Source organism: Povalibacter uvarum, assembly GCF_014202975.1.
Lineage (GTDB): Bacteria > Pseudomonadota > Gammaproteobacteria > Steroidobacterales > Steroidobacteraceae > Steroidobacter > Steroidobacter uvarum.
The window spans coordinates 237894-258105 of sequence record NZ_JACHHZ010000001.1 but is presented as its reverse complement, the minus strand read 5'-3'; the positions used below and the strand labels follow the sequence as shown (position 1 = coordinate 258105).

The following is a 20212-nucleotide window of genomic DNA, read 5'->3' as shown; positions in this document are numbered from 1 at the left end:
CCGGTACGGCTTACTTCAGGTTCGCCGCCGCGAACTCATAGTTCGCGAGCTTGTTCAAAAAGTTGTCCGTGAAGTCCGGACGCCGGTTCCTGAAGTCCACGTAGTACGCGTGCTCCCACACGTCCAGCACGAGCAGGGGCTTGCCCTCGCCGCTCGCGATCGGCGTGCCGGCGTTCGGTGACTTCGTCACTTTCAGCTTGCCGTCCTTGCCGAGGACCAGCCACGCCCAGCCCGAACCGAACTGGCCGAGGGCCGCGGCCTTGAACTGCGCCTTGAACTGATCGACGCCGCCGAAATCCTCCACGAGCTTGCGCTCGAGCTGCGGCGGAATGACGCCGCCCTCCGGCGACAGCGATTCCCAGAAGAAGCTGTGATTCCAGTGCTGGCCCGCGTTGTTGAACACCGGCGTCAGGTCTTCCTTGCCCGCGGAGAGCTTCACGAGCTCCTCGAGCGACTTGCCCTTCAACGCATCGTTCTTCTCCACCAGGCCATTCAGTGCGGTCACATACGTCTGGTGATGCTTGCCGTGATGCAGCTCGAGCGTTTCCTGGCACATGCCGCGCTCGGCAAGTGCACCGATCGCGTACGGAAGGGTGGGCAACGTAAAACTCATGAACAAATCTCCACAGTTGGCGATGGCTGGCCCACCTCCGTATCGAACGGAATGTCGCGCGGATCGACTCTCGAGAACGGCGATGAGGTGCGCGGGAAACCGCGGCGAGAACTATCGAACGATGATCGTGAGGCGGGGTGCGAAAGGCAGGCGGGTGAACAGATTGCGTCGGGGAAAATACAGGCCGTCAGCGCTCATCGCAAGCGTCGTGGCCACGCGCTAACTCAGTGCGGATCGGAAGGCAGAGAACTCGGATTCTCCACGGGGGACACGGGGTATCACGGGGAAGAAACTACAATATGAAGACGCATGAGCCTTGGCGAAGGATCAAACTAGCGCGGGCGACTCAGCGTTGAGTAGCGGAGTCTTACTAAGAGAAATCTTTCTTCCCCCGTGGCACCCCGTGCTCCCCGTGGAAAATCTTCATCCTCTCCGCCTTACCCGCCGCCCGCCGCCGCCCGCATGACCCGCTGCGGCGTGGCGATACCGAAGCCCTGCGCGTAGTCGACACCGAGGCTGCGAAGCATCTCGATGATCTCGGCATTCTCGGCGAATTCGGCGATCGTCTGCTTGCCGGTGAGATGACCGATTTCGTTGATCGACCGCACCATTTCGCGATCGATGGGATCGTGCAGGATTTCCTTCACGAAACTGCCATCGATTTTCAGGAAGTCGACGGGGAAGTGCTTCAGGTAACCGAACGACGACAGGCCGGTGCCGAAGTCATCGAGGGCGAAGCGGCAACCGAGCTCCTTCAGCGCATGAATGAACCGGTTGGCCTGCGAGAAGCTGGCGATCGCCGCGGTCTCCGTGATCTCGAAACAGATCTTCGATGCATCGATGCCGCTGCGATGGAAATGATCGATCACGAACGGCAGGAACTTGTCGTCGCCGAGACTCTGGCCCGAGAGGTTGATCGAGCACATCGCGAGCTTCTCGCGCTCATCGGCTTCGGAGACCAGCCACCGCAACGCGTGCTCGATCATCCAGCGATCGATGTTCGGCGTGAGGCCGTAGCGCTCGGCTGCGGCGATGAACTGGTCGGGTGCAACGATCTTTCCCGCCTCATCGCGCATGCGCAGCAACAGTTCGTAGTGCAGACCCTGATCCGGAACCTGCAGTGGCTGGATCACCTGGCGATAGATTTCGAAGCGGCTGTCTTCGAGTGCGTTGTTGATGCGCGCGGCCCATTGCATTTCGCGGCGGCGGCGCATCAGGTCGATGTCGTTTTCCTGGAAGCTGTAGACGCGATTGCGGCCGCTTTCCTTTGCGGCAGCACAAGCGCTGTCAGCGGCGGACAGCAGCGACGCTACGTCCTCGTTCTCAGGCGACAGCGGCACGACTCCGATGGATGCACCGAGCCGGAACGTGCGCTCCTCCCAGACGAACTTGTAGTTGCGGATCGCCTCGCGCAACGACTCGGCGCTGCGGATCGCTTCTTCCAGCGAGCAGCTTTCGAGGAGCACGCCGAACTCATCGCCGCCGAGACGCGCGACGGTATCGCGCCAGCGGATCTTCGACTTGAGCAATGCGCCGACCTGACCGAGCAACGCATCGCCGGCGCTGTGACCGCAGTTGTCGTTGATGATCTTGAACTGATCGAGGTCGATGTGGCAAAGCGCGAATGAAGCTTCGCGAGCCCGCGCACTCTTCATCGCCCGCTCGAGCCGCGATTCGAACTCGCGACGATTCACCAGACCGGTGAGGATGTCGTGGCTCGCGTGATAGGAAAGCTTGCGATTGAGCTCGCGGCTTTCGCTCACATCATGGAACACGAGCACGCCGCCGCAGATGACACCTGAACCGTCGCGGATCGGCGAGGCGCAGCTTTCGATGTAGAGCTCGTTGCCGTCGCGGCGAATCAGCAGCGTCGGACGAACAGACTTGATGGCGCGGGTGCGTCGGATCGAAACGGCCAGCGGATTCTCGAGCGGCTCGCAGGTCTCCTCGTGGAAACTGCGGAAGATCTCATCGATCACGCGACCCTGGGCGTGCTCGAGACGCCAGCCCGTGAGCTGCTCGGCCACCGGATTCAGATATTCGATACGGCAGTTCGAGTCGGTCGTGATGACGCCGTCACCGATCGACTGCAACGTGATCTGGGCGCTCTCCTTCTCGCGGAACAGCGCCTCTTCGTAGAGCTTGCGTTCAGTCACGTCGAGATCGACACCGACGATTCGACGCGTGCGACCGTGCTCGTCGACTCTCGCCTTCGCGCGACTGACGACCCACAGCCAGACGCCGTCGCGATGCTTGAGGCGATGCACGCTCTCGAACATCGGCTCCTTGCCCGACAGGTGATCGCGCAATGCCGACTGCACCCGCGGCAGATCTTCGGGATGAACCAGCTGCTGCCAGTCGACGAGCGGTTCGACCTCTTCGTCCGAATAGCCCAGCATCGATTTCCAGCGCGGCGAGAAATACGTGGTCGTCTTCTCGAGATCGAAATCCCAGAGACCGTCATTGGCGCCGTGCAGCGCGAGCTCGCTGCGTTCTTCCAGGTCGTCGAACTGGCTGCGGAATTGTTTGCGCTCGAGCCCGCTCGCATAGCTCGACGCGAGCAGCTTCAGCGCGAGATGCAGGTTCGCGTCCCAGCTTTCGCGCGGACGCGTCGAACACATCGCGATGAATCCCGTGATGCGTCCGGCGACCGCATAGCCGGCGAGCAGAACCGCGCCCACCTGCAACCCGGCGAATCGCTTCGACTCGGCAGTCAGTTCACGACGCGGGTTGGCGGTATCGCGAATCTCGACGACGCGGATGTGCTCGAGCCGGTCGCGCAGGTACGGCAGATCGTCCAGCATCTGGCCGTTGAAAATTTCCGGATTGAAGGTTGCGAACAGGCTCGCGCAACCGATCACCTTGTTGATGACCTGGTTCTGGTGATCGAAGTGGGCAATGAAGAACGTGTCGAGCCCGGCGGCTTCGCGGACGGCGTCCAGATTCTGTCGAATCGTCTCCTCCGCACCGGTGGCCGGGGGATTCTGGAAATCGACGGCTGCCTTCGTCAGCAGCACATCGAGACCCATCTTCGAGCGCCGGCCCGCAGGCGGGCGCGTGATGAAAAGATTGCCTCCGACCGCCATGGGGATCGGGTCGACAGCTTTTGTCGGATCGATTGCCATCAGTGATGCAGCTGGGTGAATCGCCGCCGGATCAACGCCCGCAGGCGCGACTATCGACCGCGCATGCGCGGCCAACCGGTGCTGCCCATGAATTGTTCTTTCGGCCCTGTTGGCTGGGCCGCTTGGTGGCAGTCATTGGACGATCCTCCCGCCACCGTCGTCCCGACAGTTATTTCCGATCGTTATCGGATTTTGGACAGACGCTGGCTTCGGCCGATTGTGGCACAGCCTTGAGCGCAGATCATAGCTGTCATCAATGACATACAGCGATTTGTCCGGGAATAAGGTGAATCTTTCAAGGCGGCGCATAGGGGATCGCCGCAGCTTCCCTCCCTCGCGCGATGCATGAGGCCTCCGGCTGGCCTTCGACCAGGAACCATTCGGTGCGATTCGCCCTGCCGACGCTGCGTGCCCGGGCCGATTTGAAGCACCCATCCACGACCGTGCGATCCGCGAGCAGGAGCCGGTCGCCACTTCGCGACAGCCACAGTGCAGCATCGGCTGCTTCCTGGTCTCCTTCGCGCCAGCGGGCGTGGCCGAAGTTCGTGATCGGCCGCTGCAATTGCAGCAGGTACTGCTCTTTGTAGCCCACGAACCCCAGTTCCCGCCCTGCAGGCACAGCGGCTTCGACCTGACCAACGAAGGCGGCGCCGGAACGGATGGGATCGATCACAGGGTTGATCCAGAACCCCACGATCACGAGCACCGCCGCCAGGGACAGCGCATAGGCCATGAATCCGCGCGCGGGTCTCATCGCGGCGCAGATCACGGCAACGACGGTCCCGATCGCAAGCAACGGCCCGACGCCGTCGATACCGTAGTCGTCGATTACCGTCTGGCGCATTTCGGGCGCGAAAAGCAGGAAGGCTCCTCCCACCAAACCGATGAAGATCAGCACGCACGTCAGTGCGAAGAGGATGCCTTGCGCGCGAGCGCGGTGGGCGATTGAAGACAGATGTGGGGCCGCCATCAGTGCGAGTGCGGGCACGGCCGGCAACACATACACGCCGCGCTTACCACTGCTCAAGCTGAAGAACAGGACGACCAGCAGCAGCCAGCACAACGGCAGCGCTGTCCGCGGATCGCGGTTTCGCCAATCGTTCCGCCAGCGCGGAATCAGCCAGGGCAGCAGGACCGTGAACGGCAGCCAAAGACCGGGGATGACTTCGAGGATGAAGTACCAGAACGGTTCATGGTGATGCCACGCGGCGGCGTAACGCGTCACCGTCTGCGAGAACAGAATCTCGTCGCGATACGCGCCCAGGACAGGATTCGACGCTGAGGCCAGCAGCATCGGCACCAGCCAGACCGAAACGGCCGCGAGCAGCGCGGCGGGCCCAATCCACCAGCGCCAGCCTCCTTCGAAAGCGGGACGCGGCTGCCACGAACCTCTGCGAAAGAGCGCGTACGGCAGCAGGATCAGCAACGGCAGGAAGCCCACGCCCTTCGTGATGATGCCGAAGCCAGCGGCGGCCCAGCCGATCGCATACCACTTCCATTGCGGCCCGAGCAGACAGTGACGCAGGAGCCCGTAGAGCGACAGCGTCGTAAAGAAACACAACGTCGCATCGATCTGAGCCTGCCGCACCTGCCAGAGGAATTGCAGGCAGAAAAGCAGACCGAATCCGGCCCACAACCCCACCTCGCGATTCCACGAGCGACGAGCGAGGTCATACACGAGCACGACACAACCGATCGCAGCCATGAGCGACGGCAGCAGGAAAGCGAGCCGCAGCGATCCTGTCAGTTCGAGACCCAGCGCGATCAGCCAGAAGAACAGCGGCGGCTTGTCGGGATAGACGTCGCCTCCCACGGAGGGAATCAGCCATTGATGGGTCGCGACCATGTCGCGCGCGATCAGTGCAAAGCGCGGCTCATCGGCGGGCCAGGGATCGCGCAGCCCGATGCCGGATGCGACCACGATCAGCACCAGCCCGATCAGCCAGCACAGATCGATGCGCACATCTCGAGCGCTCTCGCGACCTGGACGCAGCAGGAATTCCGGCAGGTGCTGCATTCAGCCGCTACTGCTCGGACACGTCCGGGCGCGGCGGATTCCGGCGCATGATCCAGCGCACTCCGAAGAGATCGACGATGCCGACCCAAAGTCGATTCATGACGCCGTACTTCGAAACGCCCCGCGTCCGCGGACGATGACGCACGGGCACCGAAACAACGTGTGCGCCCGCGTTGAGGAACAGCGCGGGGAGGAAGCGATGCATGTGATCGAAGCGCGGCAGCTCGAGGAAAGTGGCCCGATGCAGCAACTTGATTCCGCAGCCTGTGTCTGGCGTGCCGTCCTTCAGGAACCAGCCGCGGACACCATTCGCCACGCTCGATGAAATCTTGCGCAACCAGGTGTCCTTGCGCGCTGCCTTGCGGTTTCCCATCACCAGCTTCAATCGCTCGCCACCTTTGCGTTGCGCGACGATCAGCGCTGGGATGTCCGCTGGATCGTTCTGTCCATCGCCATCGAGTGTGGCGATCCACTCTGCGCGAGCGGAGCGGATCCCCGTGTGAACAGCTGCACTCTGGCCGCAGCGTCGCGAATGCCGCAGCACTCGTACTTCGGGGACCGACCCCGCTTGCAGCGCCCGCAACTCCGCGACCGTTCCATCGGTGCTGCCGTCGTCGACGAAAATAATCTCGAACGGCCCGTGGCCGGCAAGCGCCGCTCGAGTCTCCAGGGCGAGCGGGCCCGCGTTGCCTTCTTCGTTACAGACAGGGATGACGACCGAAATTTTCATGTCCCCAAAACTTCCATATCCATTGAGCCGACGTGTCTACGGGTCCGCCGCGAACGCTCCGCATCGCCGACGGATTGCAGCGACGATAGGGATTCTTCGCAACAGGTAAATAGGGCCTTTCGCAACTGGCGTTCTTCGATGCGCTGGCCCGGTGCGTTGGACGACCGCTGTCGGCGCAATCAATCGCGCAGACCGGAAAGGTACCCTTGTAATGCCGCCGAGGTGACTTATCCTGCTGTAATGCAAGCTCATTCGCATGATCACGGCGGCCATGCCGGCCACGCGCACGGTCATGACCATGGCGGCCATTCACATGATCATGGCCATACGAGCGCATCGGGCACTCTCCTCGCCATCGCACTGACGCTTACCGCCGCCTTCATGGCAGTCGAGTTCGTGGGTGGTCTGTGGGCAGGCTCTCTCGCACTGCTGGCCGATGCGGGTCACATGCTGACCGATGCCGCCGCTCTGGCGATCGCCTGGGCAGCGGTGCGCATCGCCATGCGCCCAGCCGACCTCCGCCGTACGTTCGGCTATCAACGCCTGCGTGTCATTGCGACGTTCGTCAACGGGTGCGCCCTGCTCTTCATCACGGCCTGGATTGCCATCGAAGCGGTGCAGCGGTTCTTCAACCCCGCACCCATTCAGGGTTCCATCATCTTGTGGATCGGCAGCGCGGGTCTCGTGGTGAATCTCATCGTCTTTGCGCTGCTACGTCGAGGCGATTCGCACGACATGAACATCGCGGCCGCCACGCTGCATGTATTGAGCGACCTGCTCGGCTCGGTCGCCGCCATCGTGGCGGCGCTCGTCATCATCTACACCGGCTGGACGCCGATCGATCCGCTGCTCTCGCTGGTCGTGTGTCTGCTGATCGTGCGCAGTGCGTGGTCGCTGATTCGCCGCTCGACCCACATCCTGATGGAAGGCTCGCCCGAAGGCCTCGACGTTGCGGAACTGCGGCGTACGCTGGAAGCGCGCGTCCCCGCGATCCGCGACGTTCACCACATTCATTCATGGCTGGTCGGTCCGCAGGAGAAGCTGCTGACCATGCACGCGTCGGTGACGACCACCGCCGACCACGCGAGCGTGCTGCGAGAAGCAAAAGCGGTTCTCGCCGAGCGTTACGGCATCACGCACGCGACGATTCAGATCGAGGCGGAAGAGTGCGCGGATGAGGACTGCGGCAAAGTGACGAAGTGACGAACCGTCACTTCCTCTCCAGCTCCGCCTTCGCCATCCGATACGTTTCCAGCATCCGCCTCTCCATCTCCCGCTGCGCCTCTTCCATCTGCTCATCGCTCATGTCGCGCTGGGGATAGAACGGCTCGCCCGCGGCAATACAGATTCGGCCGAACGGCACCGGAATGACGAATTTGTCCCAGGTCTTCAGCACCCAGGCGGGCCTGGCCGCGAATGCGATCGGGATGACTGGCCTGCGTGCGATTTGCGCGGTGTAGATCGCACCGGCCTTGAACTTGAATCGCGGACCCTTCGGGCCATCGGGCGTGACGGCCGCCGAGATGCCTTCCTTTTCGATAGCCTGCTTGATGCCGCGTACTGCGCGCATGCCTGAGTACGTGCTCGATCCACGCACCACGTGAACCCCATACGCCTGGGCCAGCCAGGTCGGCGCTTCGCCATCGACGGAGGGCGAAATCATGAAGCCGGGTTTGAGCGGCGGTGAGATGTGCTTGCTGACCAGGAAGCGCGCGCAGATCAGCAGATGCTGGTGCCAGCAGACGGGAATGACAGCTCCGTGCTCGTCGACCAGCTTGCGGAAACGATCGATACCGACGTAGCGGAACCGGCAGGTGAAGAACAGCACCTCCAGGATGAGCATCGCCACGCCGACCGCGATCCGGTAAACGAATACACGGCCCCATGTCAGCTTGCGGCTCGATCTGGACTGGGCAGGTGTCGTCACTAAGACCCCATAACGCAAACGCCGCGCTGGGCGCGGCGTGCGAGGAGAAAAGTGGTGCCGGAGAGAGGACTTGAACCCCCGACCCGCGCATTACGAATGCGCTGCTCTACCAACTGAGCTACTCCGGCGCGAGGGGGGCGAAGTATAAGGAAAGAAGTGACTAGCGGATAGCGGATGGTGACTGGCCGGAATGACCGAATCGACAAATCCGGGATTCCAGCCGCTGGCCTGGTGGGCCTAGCGGGCCTTGAGCGGCTTCTTCCGGAGCCGGATCACGACTTCGACGGATTCAGCCTCCATCCCTTCCGGCAGCTCCGGAAAGCGGCTGAATGCGATGTCCTGCGGCGGAATATCGAGCAATTCGCCCGTATCCAGGTCGTGGAAGTGGTGGTGCGGCGCGCGGGTCGAGTCGTAGACCGACCGTTCCGGATCGAGGTGGATCTGGCGCACCAGGCCCGTTTCGGCCAGCACCTTCAGGGTGTTGTAGACCGTGGCCTTGGAAACGCGGTCACCGCTCTGCCGAACGACCGCCAGGATCTGGTCGGCGGTCATGTGCGTCGGCGCCCGCATCAGGATTTCCGCCACTCGCAGGCGCTGGCCGGTGGGTTTGAGCCCATGAGCCTGCAATTCCTCGGCGATCGCCTGGCGCGAGAGCGAGGGCTGCGGGTAGGCCTGATACAGACTGGTCACGCGAAAATCCGGCTGAAGAACGATTGGAGTGAGCATACCCGTCTGCTGGAGCCGTGGGTATGTCCGGAGCCGCCGGATGGCCGGCGGAGTACGAACGGATTCCCTCCGGACGCGAGATTCTGTCCAAACGTCGAGAAAACCTCCGGCAAACCCCTCCGCCGGCACCCTATCTTTCGCTTCAGGATTCAACCGACAGGCACCGGGGGCGCACGGATGCGCGGAACACGTCAGCAATCGGCGGGACTCACGCTGGTCGAGATCGTCACGGTGATCGCCATTGTGGGGATCGTGGTCGGGATGGCCACCCCTTCGTTCGCCGGTCTCATGCGGGACACCGGCAGGACGACCGCGGTGAACGGGTTCATTCACTCGCTCTACCTCGCGCGCAGCGAAGCGATCAGGCGCGCCAAGGTCGTGAGCATCTGCAAATCCAGCGACGGGAAAACCTGCGACGTGCGACTGGCCGCGCCGTGGAACAAAGGCTGGATGGTGTTCGTGAACCGGGACCGCGACGAGCCGCCGCAGCGAGATCCCAATGAGCCGGTGTTATCGGTCAATCAGGGATGGGAATCCGGAGACATCAGCTCCAATCGTCGCGCCTACTCATTCAGACCTCATGAACAAGGCGTCGTGAACGGGACGATCATCTTCTGCGATCCGCGCGGCAGCGCGCACGCACGCGCCATCATCATCAATCACGTGGGCCGGCCGCGAATCTCGCAGCGTGACGCCAGCAACCGGCCGTTGCGCTGTTCATCTGGATGAACGCTTACGGTGCGCGGTACCCTTCCCCCTTCGCCCCAACGAAACCGCATCCAGTGGCGCTCTTCAACGCAGGCCAGACAACGCACTCACGCCGATCTCCCGCCAGCGCCAGGCTTGCCTCGGGCTTCACGGTCGTCGAGATCATCGCGGCGATTGCGGTGGTCGCTATCGGGCTGATCGGCATCGCAGCGCTTTACGGCGAAGCTTTGCAGACGGAAATCAGCACCGAACCTCGTGCGCAAGCAGCACGCCTCGCGCAGGACATGTCGGATCGCATCGTCCGCAACACAACAGGCCGCGCAGGCTATGCCAGTGTTGTCGGCGTGCTTTGCACGACCGAGACGCGTGATCCGCGCCCGCTGAACGCGGCTTCCCAGGAAGCTGCCTGCTGGCAGGACGAGGTTGAAAAGCAGCTGCCGAACGGAAGCGGAGCAATCACACGCGATCTGATGACCAACCCGCCGACGTATGTCGTGTCGGTCAGCTGGTCAGCGCCTGGTTCAGGTGCGTCGTCGTATGTGCTGAGAGTTCAGCCGGTCAAGTGATCGTCAGCGCGCCGGTACGGGTACGCGCAGCTCGCGCGGCAGGCTGAACACGACGCTCTCCTGCTGACCAACCAGATTGACGGGGGCCTTGCCGCCCCATTCGCGGATCTTTGCGACCACCCGCTCGACCAGAATCTCCGGTGCCGATGCGCCTGCGGTCACGCCGACGCTCTTCTTACCTTCGAACCACTCGCGCTTCAGGTCCTCCGGACCATCGATCAGATAGCCGGGAATGCCCGCCTTCTCCGCAATCTCGCGCAGACGGTTCGAGTTCGAGCTCGTGGGCGAGCCGACGACCAGGATCAGATCGCAGCGCTGCACGAGCTGCTTCACCGCATCCTGGCGATTCTGTGTGGCATAGCAGATGTCTTCCTTGCGGGGATTCGCCATGTCGGGGAACCTGCGGCGCAATGCATCGACGACGAGCTGTGTGTCGTCGACCGAGAGCGTGGTCTGCGTAACGAATGCGAGCTGCGATGGATTGCGGACATCGAGATGATCGATGTCTTCGGGCGTTTCCACCAGGAGGATGCGGCCGCCGAACGACGTGTCGAACTGCCCCATCGTCCCTTCGACTTCCGGATGCCCTTCGTGGCCGATCAGGATCACGTCGCGTCCTTCACGCGCGTAGCGCGTCACTTCCATGTGGACTTTGGTTACCAGCGGACAGGTCGCATCGAAAACTTTGAGGCCGCGGCTGCGCGCTTCGTCCTGCACGGCGCGTGATACGCCGTGCGCGCTGAAGATCACCGTTGCGTCCGCCGGAACTTCACCCAGTTCCTCGACGAAGACCGCGCCCATGTTGCGCAGCCGATCCACGACGTAGCGGTTGTGGACGACTTCGTGACGCACGTAGATGGGCGCCCCGAAGAGCTCGATCGCGCGCTCGACGATGTCGATGGCCCGATCGACACCGGCACAGAACCCGCGCGGATTCGCCAACAGGATATCCACTACTTTTTCTCCGCCTGTGCTGCGTCGGTCGCAGCCTTCGCCTTTTCTCGACTGCTTTCGCGGAACGCATCGATCAGCAGGCAAGCTGCGCCGATCGAGATCGCGGTGTCCGCAATGTTGAACGCCGGGAAGTCCCACGTCCGCCAGTGGAAATAAATGAAGTCGACAACGTAGCCGTGCCACACGCGGTCGATCACGTTGCCGAGCGCACCGCCAAGCACCAGTGACAGTCCCACCGCGAGGATCGTCTGCTCAGGCGTCCGCAACCGGCGCAGCCAGATCATCAGTACCACGCTCACGACGAGCGCCAGCGCAATGAAGAACCAGCGCTGCCAGCCGCCGGCGTCGTGCAACATGCTGAAAGCAGCACCGCGATTCTCCAGATATACGATCTCGAGGATCGGCAGCAGCGCAAAGCTCGCCTTGCCTTTGACGGCGCCGACGACGAGTGCCTTCGTGACCTGGTCCATCAGCACGACGAAGAACGACAGCCACAGCCAGTTGCTCGCCCCACGCGTGGGATGGAACCAGACCTTCGACAGGGAACCCTTACTCATTAGCCATTGCTCAGGTGTACTTCCGGACTTCGCCCGCTGTCTCGATGTTCGTCACGCAACGCCCACACAGCTCCGGATGTTTCGTGCTCTGACCGACATCGGGTCGCTTGTGCCAGCAGCGCACGCATTTCGCAGCTTCAGTCGGACGCACCAGGATCCAGGCCGCGTTGCTCTCATCTTCCTGAGCAGGCGCCGCTTCCGCAGGCCGACCCTCGGACGGATGAACGCGCGCACCGGACGTGATGAAGACGAACCGCAGCTCCTCGCCGAATGGCTTCAGCGTCTGCAGTAGCGCCGGCGCACAGTAGAGATCGACTTCCGCGTCGAGCGACGCGCCGATCGCGCCGCTGTTGCGAAGCCTTTCGATCTCGCGTGCAACGGCACTGCGTAATTCGAGGATGGCATCCCAATCGACGGTCGGCCGGACAGCCGCGCCCTGCGGGAACTGCGCCCATGTTTCGAAGAACACGGACTGGCCGCGCTTCCCTGCAGCCGTCGTCGGCGACAGATGCCGCCAGATCTCTTCGCCGGTGAACGACAGGATCGGCGCAATCCAGCGCGCCATCGCCTCCGCGATCCAGTACATCGCCGTCTGCGCGGAGCGGCGTGCCGCACTCTTCGCAGGCGTCGTATAGAGACGATCCTTCAGCACGTCGAGGTAGAAGCCGCCCAGATCGACGCTGCAGAAGTTGTGGACCTTCTGATAGATCAGATGGAACTGGTAGTCGCGATAGGCCGCGACGACTTCTTCCTGCAATTGCTGCGTCCGCCAGAGCGCCCAGCGATCGACTGCAACGAGATCATCGAGCGCCATCGCATCGGTCGCCGGATCGAAGCCGGCGAGATTGCCGAGCAGGAAGCGTGCCGTGTTGCGGATACGTCGATACGACTCCGCGACCCGCTTCAGGATCTCATCCGACAGACTCATTTCGTTCGAGTAGTCGGTCGCGGCGATCCACAACCGCAGCACATCGGCGCCCAGGGAGTTGAAGACCTTTTGCGGAACGATCACGTTGCCGAGCGACTTCGACATCTTGCGGCCCTTCTCGTCGATCGTGAATCCGTGCGTGAGCACGGCACGATACGGAGCGCGGTCGTACATCGCTGCGGAAGTGAGCAACGAGCTGTGGAACCAGCCGCGATGCTGATCGGAGCCTTCGAGATAGAGATCCGCGGGCGCAGTGATCTCCGGACGCGCCTGCGTTACGCAGTGATGCATGACGCCGGAATCAAACCAGACGTCCATGATGTCGGTGACTTTCTCGTACTGCTCCGCCTCAGCGCCGAGCAGCTTCGCAGGATCCAGGTCCGCCCAGGCATCGATCCCGTCCTTCTCGACGAGCGTCGCGACCTGATCGAGCAGATCCGCCGAACGCGGATGCGCTTCGCCCGTTGCCTTGTGCGTGAACAGCGCGATTGGCACGCCCCACGTGCGCTGACGCGAGATCACCCAGTCCGGGCGATCCGCGATCATGTTGCCGATGCGCCGCTCACCCCAGCCTGGCATCCACTTCACCTTGCCGATCTCGCGCAACGCCGACTGGCGCAGGCCCTTCTGCTCCATGCTGATGAACCATTGCGCGGTGGCGCGGAAGATCACCGGCGTCTTGTGGCGCCAGCAATGCGGATAGCTGTGACGCAGCGTCTCTTCGTGCAGCAGCGCGCCGCGCTCCTTCAGCACTTCGATCACGTGCTTGTTCGCGTCGAACACGCGCTCACCCTCGAACAGCGGCGTGCCTGCAACGAAGCGGCCATCACTGCCGACGGGATTGTCGATCTTCAGTTTGTACTTCAAGCCGACAACGTAGTCTTCGTGACCGTGTCCGGGCGCCGTGTGCACCGCGCCAGTACCCGCATCGAGGGTGACGTGCTCACCGAGAATGACCGGCACGGCGCGTTCGTAGAACGGATGCGCGAGCAGCAACCCTTCGAGAGCCGAACCGGCGGCCTGCGCAAGCACCTTCGAATCCGTCACGTCGGCGCGCTTGAGCACCGCTTCCGCGAGCTCGCTCGCAAGAACCAGCAACTCCGAGCCCGTATCGATCAGCGAATACTTGATGTCGGCGCCGAGCGCGACTGCCTGGTTCGCCGGCAGCGTCCAGGGCGTCGTCGTCCAGATCACGAGACTTGCGCGCGACGCCGACGAGCCTTGAGCGCCAAAGCGCTTCGCGAGATCGGCCGTGTCCTTCACCGCAAAGCGAACGTCGATGGCGGGCGAGTTCTTGTCTTCGTACTCGACTTCCGCTTCAGCAAGCGCCGAGCGGCAATCGAGACACCAGTGAACGGGCTTCAGGCCCTTGTAGACGTGACCATTGCGCCAGATCCTTGCGAACGCACGCAGCTGCTCCGCTTCGTAGCGCGGCTGCATCGTCATGTACGGACGATCCCAGTCGCCCATTACGCCGAGCCGCTTGAAATCTTCGCGCTGGATATTCACCTGCTCCATCGCGTATTCGCGGCACGCCTGACGGAATGCACGCGCATCGAGCGATTTCACTTCCTTGCCGCGCGCCTTCTCGATCTGATGTTCGATCGGCAGACCATGGCAGTCCCAGCCCGGCACATACGGCGCGTCATAGCCGTCGAGCGTGCGCGACTTGACCACGACGTCCTTCAGCACCTTGTTGATGGAATGCCCAAGGTGAATCGCGCCATTCGCATACGGCGGCCCGTCGGCCAGGATGAAAGTCGGCCGACCTTGCGCAACCTCGCGCAGCTTCGCGTAGATCGAATTCTCTTCCCACCACTTGAGCATGTCGGGCTCACGACGAGCCAGATCCGCCTTCATCGGGAAGTCGGTCTGCGGGAGATTCAGGGTGTCTTTGTATTCCATAGGGAGGAGCGGTTAGCGGTTGGCGGTTGGCGGTTGGCGAGAAAAAGATGGGAGACCAGCGGGAACCGAAAGTCCGGCGCTAATCACGTAGTCATTGCGAGCTTCAATATTCATTTCAACCATCCAACTCTTGATCCGAAATCCGCGACAGCGGCAACTAACCGCCAACCGCTAACCGCTTCGCAGGACGCGGCGCGCCAGCGCTGCGTCCTTATGCATCTGCTCTACCAATGCATCCATGTTCGGAAACCAGACTTCGTCGCGCAGACGCGCGATGAAGTCCACGTGCACATACTGCCTGTACAGGTCGCCCGCGAAATCGAACACATGCGCCTCGAGCAGCAACTCTTTGCCGTTCACAGCGGGACGCGTCCCCAGATTCGCCACGCCCGGCGCATTGTCGAGTCCCGCGCCGGACACCCGTACGGCGAAGACGCCGGCCAGCGGCGTCGCCCTGCGATGCAATCGCAGGTTCGCGGTCGGAAAGCCGAGCTGGCGACCCAGCTTGGCACCATCGATCACCTTGCCAGTAATGCGGTACGGCCGCCCGAGAAATTTCTCGGCACGCGCCATATCGCCTGCTTCCAGCGCTTCCCGGATCAGCGAACTGCTCACGCGTTCGCCATCGATCTCGAATGGCGCGATCTCCGTGACGCCGAAGCCATGACGCGGCCCGACCTCCCGCAGCTTTGCGACGTCCGCCTGGTCGCGGCCGAACCGGAAATCGTGTCCGACCACCATGTGGCGCACGCCGAGCCCGTTGACCAGCACCCGCTCGATGAATTCCTGGTGGCCCAGCCCGCGAATCTGCTCGTTGAACGGCAGCACCACGAAGCGATCCAGCCCGTACCGGGCGAATGCCTCGAATCGTTCGCGAAACCGCGTCAGCCTCGCGGGCGGCACGCCCTTGGCGAAATACTCCCGCGGCGTGGGTTCGAATGCCATCGCTGCAGCGGGCACGCCACGTTCGGCGGCGCAGTCGCGCACCATCCGGATCATCTCCTGATGGCCCCGATGCACGCCATCGAAGGCGCCGACCGTCAACACGCAGCCGCGATGCTGCGGACGCAGATTATGCAGGCCCCGCACCAGTTCCATCGCGGCCTTTGAACCCCGGATCGTCGAAAGGATGGGTGGGATTATAGGCAGGAGTCCGTCATTCCCGCGCAAGCGGGAATCCATCCGGGAAAAGCATGAATTCCCGCGTGCGCGGGAATGACGGACTGGATTCCCGCCTACGCGGGAATGACGAGCGGCCTTGGTTCATTTCGCCCCCACCAACCTGAACTGCCCCGGCCGCACACCCATGGCCAGCAGCGCCACGAAATAAACCGCCGCACCCCCGGTCACGATGGCTGCCAGCCAGCCCACACGATGCATCGTCGACGCCACCAGCCAGGACTGAACGTCGCCACCGAACCACACCAGAAACGCCGCCATCAGCGCACTCGCGACGACGATCTGTATGAGCAGCTTGCGTCCCCCGGGCTGCTTTATCAGCACGCCTTTGCGCACCAGACCGACGTACAGCAATCCCGCATTGAAGATCGCGCCAACGCCGTTCGAGAGCGCGAGCAGCGCGTGCATACCAGGATCCTGCAGCCGATCGGTCAGCGCGAGTGCGACGACGACCAGCAGGTTCAGTGCCATCGTCAGCACCAGCGCCCGCATCGCGACTTTGACCGGCCCCTTCGTGTCCTGCCGGGCGTAATAACCGGGCGCGAGCACCTTGATCAGGCTCCAGCCGAGCAGCGCGAAGGAGAACGCCATCAGCGCGGTCCGCGTCATTTCCACGTCGAACGCCGTGAACTCACGACGATGATAGATCGCCACCGTCAGTGGACCGGCGAGTGCGAACAGCGCGACCGAAGCAGGGATGACGATGAGGCACACCAGACGAATCGCCCACGAAAGCGTCTCCGAAAAATCGCGCGCCGACTGCGTCGCGTGATGCGCCGAAAGGCTCGGCAAAATCACGGTCGCAAGCGCGATGCTGAAAACACCGAGCGGAAACTCCACCAGCCGGTCGGCGAAATACAGCCACGTCATGCTGCCGTCCGCGAGCAGCGAGGCGATGCCCGTGCTGATCATCACGCTCAACTGCCCCATCGAAGAGCCGATGATCGCAGGCCCCATCAGTCTGGCGATTCGCTGCACCGCCTCGTGATTCCAGTTCCAGCGCGGTCGGCGCAGCAGTTTCATGCGCAGCAGCGGCGGAAACAGCAGTGCGACCTGCACGATGCCGCCGACGAACACGCCAATCGCCAGCGCCACGACCGGCCGCTCGAAATACGGCGAAATCCAGGCCGCGAAGATGATCATCACGACGTTCAGCAGCACCGAACTGAACGCCGGCAGCGCGAACTTCTGGTAGCTGTTCAGCACGCCGCCCGCGAGCGCGGTCAGCGACACGAACAGCAGGTACGGGAACGTCCAGCGGAGCATCTCGACCGCGAGATCGAACTGGCCCGCGTCCTTCGTATGAAATCCCGGCGCGCAGATGAGCACGATGATCGGCGCGATGATCACGCCGAGGATCGACACGATCAGCAGGAAAAGACCGAGCGTCCCGGTAACCGAATCCACGAGCTCGCGCACGTCTTCCGTCGAACGCTTCGCGCGGTACTCGGCAACGACGGGCACGAATGCCTGCGAAAACGCGCCTTCCGCAAACAAGCGCCGCAGCAGATTCGGGATCTGGTTTGCCAGCACGAACGCCTCGAGCGCGACGGCCGGGATCATCGACGCGTAGACGACGTCCCTGATCAGCCCCGTGATGCGGGACAGGAGAGTCGTGATTCCGACGATGGCGGTGCTGCGGAAAAAGGCGCGGCTCATGCGCGGCGCCCGGATCGGGGGAGGAACTGGTCAGAATTCATGGGGCGGCAATAGTAGTGGTTGCGCTCGTAAAACCCGAGTGAAGCACCGAAATCTGGCAAATCAGGGCGCGTTTCTGAGGGAATGACTGACCGGCCGGGGTCATTCCGCGGCAGTCAGCCCTCGAAACCTTGCCCGGAAGCCCGTTTCGCCGTTTTTCTGCTTGCCTTGGGCAAGGCGCATCGGCAGAATTCGCGCCTCTTTTTTGGAGTCGATCCGTCCGTGGCCAATATCAAGTCAGCCGAGAAGCGTGCCCAACAGACCATCAAGCGCCGTGCCCGCAACATGGCCGCCCGGTCGAAGCTGCGCACCGCCATCAAGAGCGTCGTGAGCGCCGTGCAGGCGGGCGACAAGGCTGATGCGGCTGCGAAGCTGAAGGCTGCTGCCCCGGTCATCGACTCGATGGTCAACAAGGGCGTAATCCACCGCAACAAGGCAGCTCGTCATAAGAGCCACCTGAGCGCGCGCGTGAAGGAAATGGGCGCCGAATAAGCCCGTTTCGAAGGGATCGAATGAGAAAGGCCGGGCAATGCCCGGCCTTTTTGTTTTTACTGTTCTTCGGCTTCCCGCCGGTCCCGCTCGAGGTCTTCGAGCTTCGTCATCACGGCCTGACACAGCTCCTCCGTGCCCTGGCGCGCGATACCGGAGATCCGGAACACCGGCCCCTTCCAGCGCAGCCGACGCACGATGTCCCTGCAGAGCTTGTCAGCCTCATCGGCTGGCAGCAGATCGACCTTGTTCAGCACCAGCCAGCGCTCTTTCTTGGCCAGATCGGCGCTGAACTTCTTCAATTCCGCCGCGATTGCCTTGGCATCCTTCACCGGGTCGGCTTCGGGGTCCGGCGGAGCGATATCGACCAGGTGCAGCAGCACCCGGGTCCGCTGGAGATGCTTCAGGAACTGAATTCCGAGGCCCGCACCGTCCGCGGCGCCCTCGATCAGCCCCGGAATGTCCGCCATGACGAAGCTGCGCAGCTCACCGACGCGAACGACGCCCAGATTCGGGTGGAGCGTGGTGAAGGGATAGTCGGCAACTTTGGGCTTCGCCGCCGAAACCGCGCGGATCAGGGTCGATTTGCCCGCATTGGGCAAACCCAGTAGCCCGACATCCGCCATGACTTTGAGCTCGAGGCGAAGCTCGCGCTTCTCGCCTTCCAGCCCCGGCATCGCCTTGCGAGGGGTGCGGTTCGTGCTCGTCTTGTAGCGGGCGTTGCCCCAGCCACCCTTCCCGCCTTTCGCCACCAGCAGGCGCTGGCCAACGGCAGTGACGTCGCCCAGCTGCTCCTCGGTATCGACGTCGGTGATGACCGTGCCGATCGGCACTGGAACCACGAGGTCTTCACCACCCGCACCCGTGCAGTCGTTGCTGCCGCCAGGCTGACCGTGCGGCCCCTTGTAGGTGCGATTGAAGCGGAAGTCAGCGAGCGTGTTGATGCCTTCGACGCCGACGAGATAGATGTCCGCGCCCTTGCCGCCGTCGCCGCCGTCCGGGCCGCCGAAAGGAATAAATTTCTCGCGCCGGAAACCTACGGCGCCGCGACCGCCGTGACCGGCGTTGACCTTGATGGTGGCTTCGTCGACGAAACGCATAAGGAGGAGTGACTGGCGGTTAGCGGTTGGCGGTTAGCAAGAAAAATTCACGTCACTCCCGCGAAAGCGGGAATGACCGTGCGGCCTATCAAACAAAAAGCCCCGGTCGAGGCCGGGGCTTTTCGATCTGGCTCGAACGTCCGTCCGATTACTCGGGGATGACGCTCACAAACGTATGCTGCTCGACGCCCTTCTTCTTGAAGAGGACGCGGCCATCGGCCTTCGCGAACAGCGTGTAATCCGTGCCGGTGCCGACGTTGTCGCCCGCACGATAAACCGTGCCGCGCTGACGAACGATGATGTTGCCCGCGATCACGCTCTGACCGCCGAACTTCTTGAGACCAAGTCGCTTCGACTCTGAGTCGCGACCGTTCTTGGTACTACCGCCTGCCTTTTTATGTGCCATGGCTGATCTCTCTCAATGAATGTGTGCGTGGATCAGGCAGCAACGATGCTGGTGATCTTCACTTCGGTGTACTGCTGACGATGCGTGCCCTGGCGCAGGTAGTGCTTGCGGCGGCGGAACTTCACGATCGTCTTCTTATCGTCCTTGCCGTGCGCCTGCACGGTGGCGATGACCTTGCTGCCGCTCAGGAACGGCGAGCCGACCTTCACCTTGTCGCCTTCGCCGACCAGCAGCACCTGATCGAACTCGACGTTGGCGCCGGCGTCGGCTGCGAGCTTTTCAACGCGCAACACCGCACCTTCGGCAACACGATACTGCTTACCACCCGTGGCAATTACGGCGTACATGATCTCAAGGACTCCGGACTGACCCGGGGAACCCGGGCGAGAAAAGGCCGCGAAGTGTACGGAGCCGAAGCGTCCGTGGCAACTGGCTGGGTGCGTCGGACAGGAAAAAAAGGGGCATTTCAGCCAATCACTTAGGAGGTGGGGGCCCTCCGTCACTCCCGCGCAGGCGGGAGTCCATCTTCGCGGGGCGAAAATCGCCCCTTCACCACCGAAAGCGGGAACCCGTGTTTTGCCCCG

18 protein-coding genes and 1 tRNA gene are annotated in these 20212 nt (G+C 62.7%); 4 read left to right on the top strand and 15 right to left on the bottom strand.

All coding sequences use genetic code 11. From position 1 onward, the window contains the following. Positions 1 to 10: 10 nt before the first annotated feature. The 4 genes from HNQ60_RS01020 to HNQ60_RS01005 all read right to left on the bottom strand — a co-directional run bounded on the left by HNQ60_RS01020 (position 11) and on the right by HNQ60_RS01005 (position 6485). Positions 11 to 613: a superoxide dismutase gene (locus tag HNQ60_RS01020; protein WP_184329161.1), complete on the bottom strand. Its 603-nt coding sequence runs from the start codon at positions 611 to 613 to the stop codon at positions 11 to 13. A 437-nt stretch (positions 614 to 1050) separates the two neighbouring features. Then, the gene (locus HNQ60_RS01015; protein ID WP_184329160.1) at positions 1051 to 3738 is read right to left on the bottom strand and encodes an EAL domain-containing protein; all 2688 of its coding nucleotides are present in this window, start codon (positions 3736 to 3738) and stop codon (positions 1051 to 1053) included. A gap of 295 nt (positions 3739 to 4033) precedes the next feature. Further along, positions 4034 to 5755 carry an ArnT family glycosyltransferase gene (locus tag HNQ60_RS01010; RefSeq protein WP_184329159.1) on the bottom strand — a complete coding sequence of 574 codons (1722 nt, stop codon included), beginning with the start codon at positions 5753 to 5755 and terminating at the stop codon, positions 4034 to 4036. Positions 5756 to 5762: 7 nt separating this feature from the next. Next, a complete protein-coding gene (locus HNQ60_RS01005; RefSeq protein WP_184329158.1) occupies positions 5763 to 6485 on the bottom strand; it encodes a glycosyltransferase family 2 protein in 723 nt (240 codons plus the stop codon). Positions 6486 to 6725: 240 nt separating this feature from the next. Here HNQ60_RS01005 and HNQ60_RS01000 point away from each other — a divergent pair, with 240 nt between their 5' ends. Further along, positions 6726 to 7688, top strand: a complete 963-nt coding sequence (locus tag HNQ60_RS01000; RefSeq protein ID WP_184329157.1) for a cation diffusion facilitator family transporter — start codon at positions 6726 to 6728, stop codon at positions 7686 to 7688. Between the two features lie 7 nt (positions 7689 to 7695). Here HNQ60_RS01000 and HNQ60_RS28015 read toward each other — a convergent pair whose 3' ends face one another. From HNQ60_RS28015 to HNQ60_RS00985, 3 genes are all read right to left on the bottom strand, one after another. After that, positions 7696 to 8412 (bottom strand): lysophospholipid acyltransferase family protein, encoded by a 717-nt coding sequence (locus HNQ60_RS28015; RefSeq protein WP_184329156.1) that lies wholly within the window; start codon positions 8410 to 8412, stop codon positions 7696 to 7698. A gap of 52 nt (positions 8413 to 8464) precedes the next feature. Continuing rightward, positions 8465 to 8540, bottom strand: a tRNA-Thr gene (locus tag HNQ60_RS00990). A gap of 109 nt (positions 8541 to 8649) precedes the next feature. Further along, positions 8650 to 9138, bottom strand: coding sequence for a Fur family transcriptional regulator (locus HNQ60_RS00985; RefSeq protein WP_184329155.1), 489 nt, complete (start codon positions 9136 to 9138; stop codon positions 8650 to 8652). A 177-nt stretch (positions 9139 to 9315) separates the two neighbouring features. On the opposite strand from HNQ60_RS00985, the gene HNQ60_RS00980 reads away from it, so the two are divergent. After that, positions 9316 to 9867 (top strand): GspH/FimT family pseudopilin, encoded by a 552-nt coding sequence (locus HNQ60_RS00980; RefSeq protein WP_184329154.1) that lies wholly within the window; start codon positions 9316 to 9318, stop codon positions 9865 to 9867. A gap of 53 nt (positions 9868 to 9920) precedes the next feature. Further along, a complete protein-coding gene (gene pilV, locus HNQ60_RS00975; protein WP_184329153.1) occupies positions 9921 to 10412 on the top strand; it encodes a type IV pilus modification protein PilV in 492 nt (163 codons plus the stop codon). 3 nt (positions 10413 to 10415) lie between these two features. On the opposite strand, the gene ispH is transcribed toward pilV, so the two are convergent. From ispH to murJ, 5 genes are all read right to left on the bottom strand, one after another. Continuing rightward, positions 10416 to 11366: a 4-hydroxy-3-methylbut-2-enyl diphosphate reductase gene (ispH, locus tag HNQ60_RS00970; RefSeq protein ID WP_184329152.1), complete on the bottom strand. Its 951-nt coding sequence runs from the start codon at positions 11364 to 11366 to the stop codon at positions 10416 to 10418. Further along, complete coding sequence (gene lspA, locus HNQ60_RS00965) at positions 11366 to 11923, bottom strand: signal peptidase II (protein ID WP_184329151.1); 558 nt, start codon at positions 11921 to 11923, stop codon at positions 11366 to 11368. Before lspA ends, ispH begins: the two co-directional genes overlap by 1 nt. 10 nt (positions 11924 to 11933) lie before the next feature. Continuing rightward, the gene (gene ileS / locus HNQ60_RS00960) at positions 11934 to 14756 is read right to left on the bottom strand and encodes an isoleucine--tRNA ligase (protein WP_184329150.1); all 2823 of its coding nucleotides are present in this window, start codon (positions 14754 to 14756) and stop codon (positions 11934 to 11936) included. Positions 14757 to 14927: 171 nt separating this feature from the next. After that, a complete protein-coding gene (locus tag HNQ60_RS00955; protein ID WP_184329149.1) occupies positions 14928 to 15854 on the bottom strand; it encodes a bifunctional riboflavin kinase/FAD synthetase in 927 nt (308 codons plus the stop codon). Between the two features lie 165 nt (positions 15855 to 16019). Further along, positions 16020 to 17594, bottom strand: coding sequence for a murein biosynthesis integral membrane protein MurJ (gene murJ, locus HNQ60_RS00950; protein ID WP_184329148.1), 1575 nt, complete (start codon positions 17592 to 17594; stop codon positions 16020 to 16022). A gap of 261 nt (positions 17595 to 17855) precedes the next feature. Between murJ and rpsT the strand changes: the two genes are divergently transcribed. Continuing rightward, positions 17856 to 18125: a 30S ribosomal protein S20 gene (gene rpsT, locus HNQ60_RS00945; RefSeq protein WP_184329147.1), complete on the top strand. Its 270-nt coding sequence runs from the start codon at positions 17856 to 17858 to the stop codon at positions 18123 to 18125. A 56-nt stretch (positions 18126 to 18181) separates the two neighbouring features. Here rpsT and cgtA read toward each other — a convergent pair whose 3' ends face one another. The 3 genes from cgtA to rplU all read right to left on the bottom strand — a co-directional run bounded on the left by cgtA (position 18182) and on the right by rplU (position 19975). Next, positions 18182 to 19222, bottom strand: a complete 1041-nt coding sequence (gene cgtA / locus HNQ60_RS00940; protein ID WP_184329146.1) for an Obg family GTPase CgtA — start codon at positions 19220 to 19222, stop codon at positions 18182 to 18184. Positions 19223 to 19370: 148 nt separating this feature from the next. Then, positions 19371 to 19628, bottom strand: coding sequence for a 50S ribosomal protein L27 (gene rpmA, locus HNQ60_RS00935; protein WP_184329145.1), 258 nt, complete (start codon positions 19626 to 19628; stop codon positions 19371 to 19373). Positions 19629 to 19660: 32 nt separating this feature from the next. After that, on the bottom strand, positions 19661 to 19975 hold the full coding sequence (gene rplU, locus HNQ60_RS00930; RefSeq protein ID WP_184329144.1) for a 50S ribosomal protein L21: 315 nt from the start codon (positions 19973 to 19975) through the stop codon (positions 19661 to 19663). Positions 19976 to 20212 lie beyond the last annotated feature (237 nt).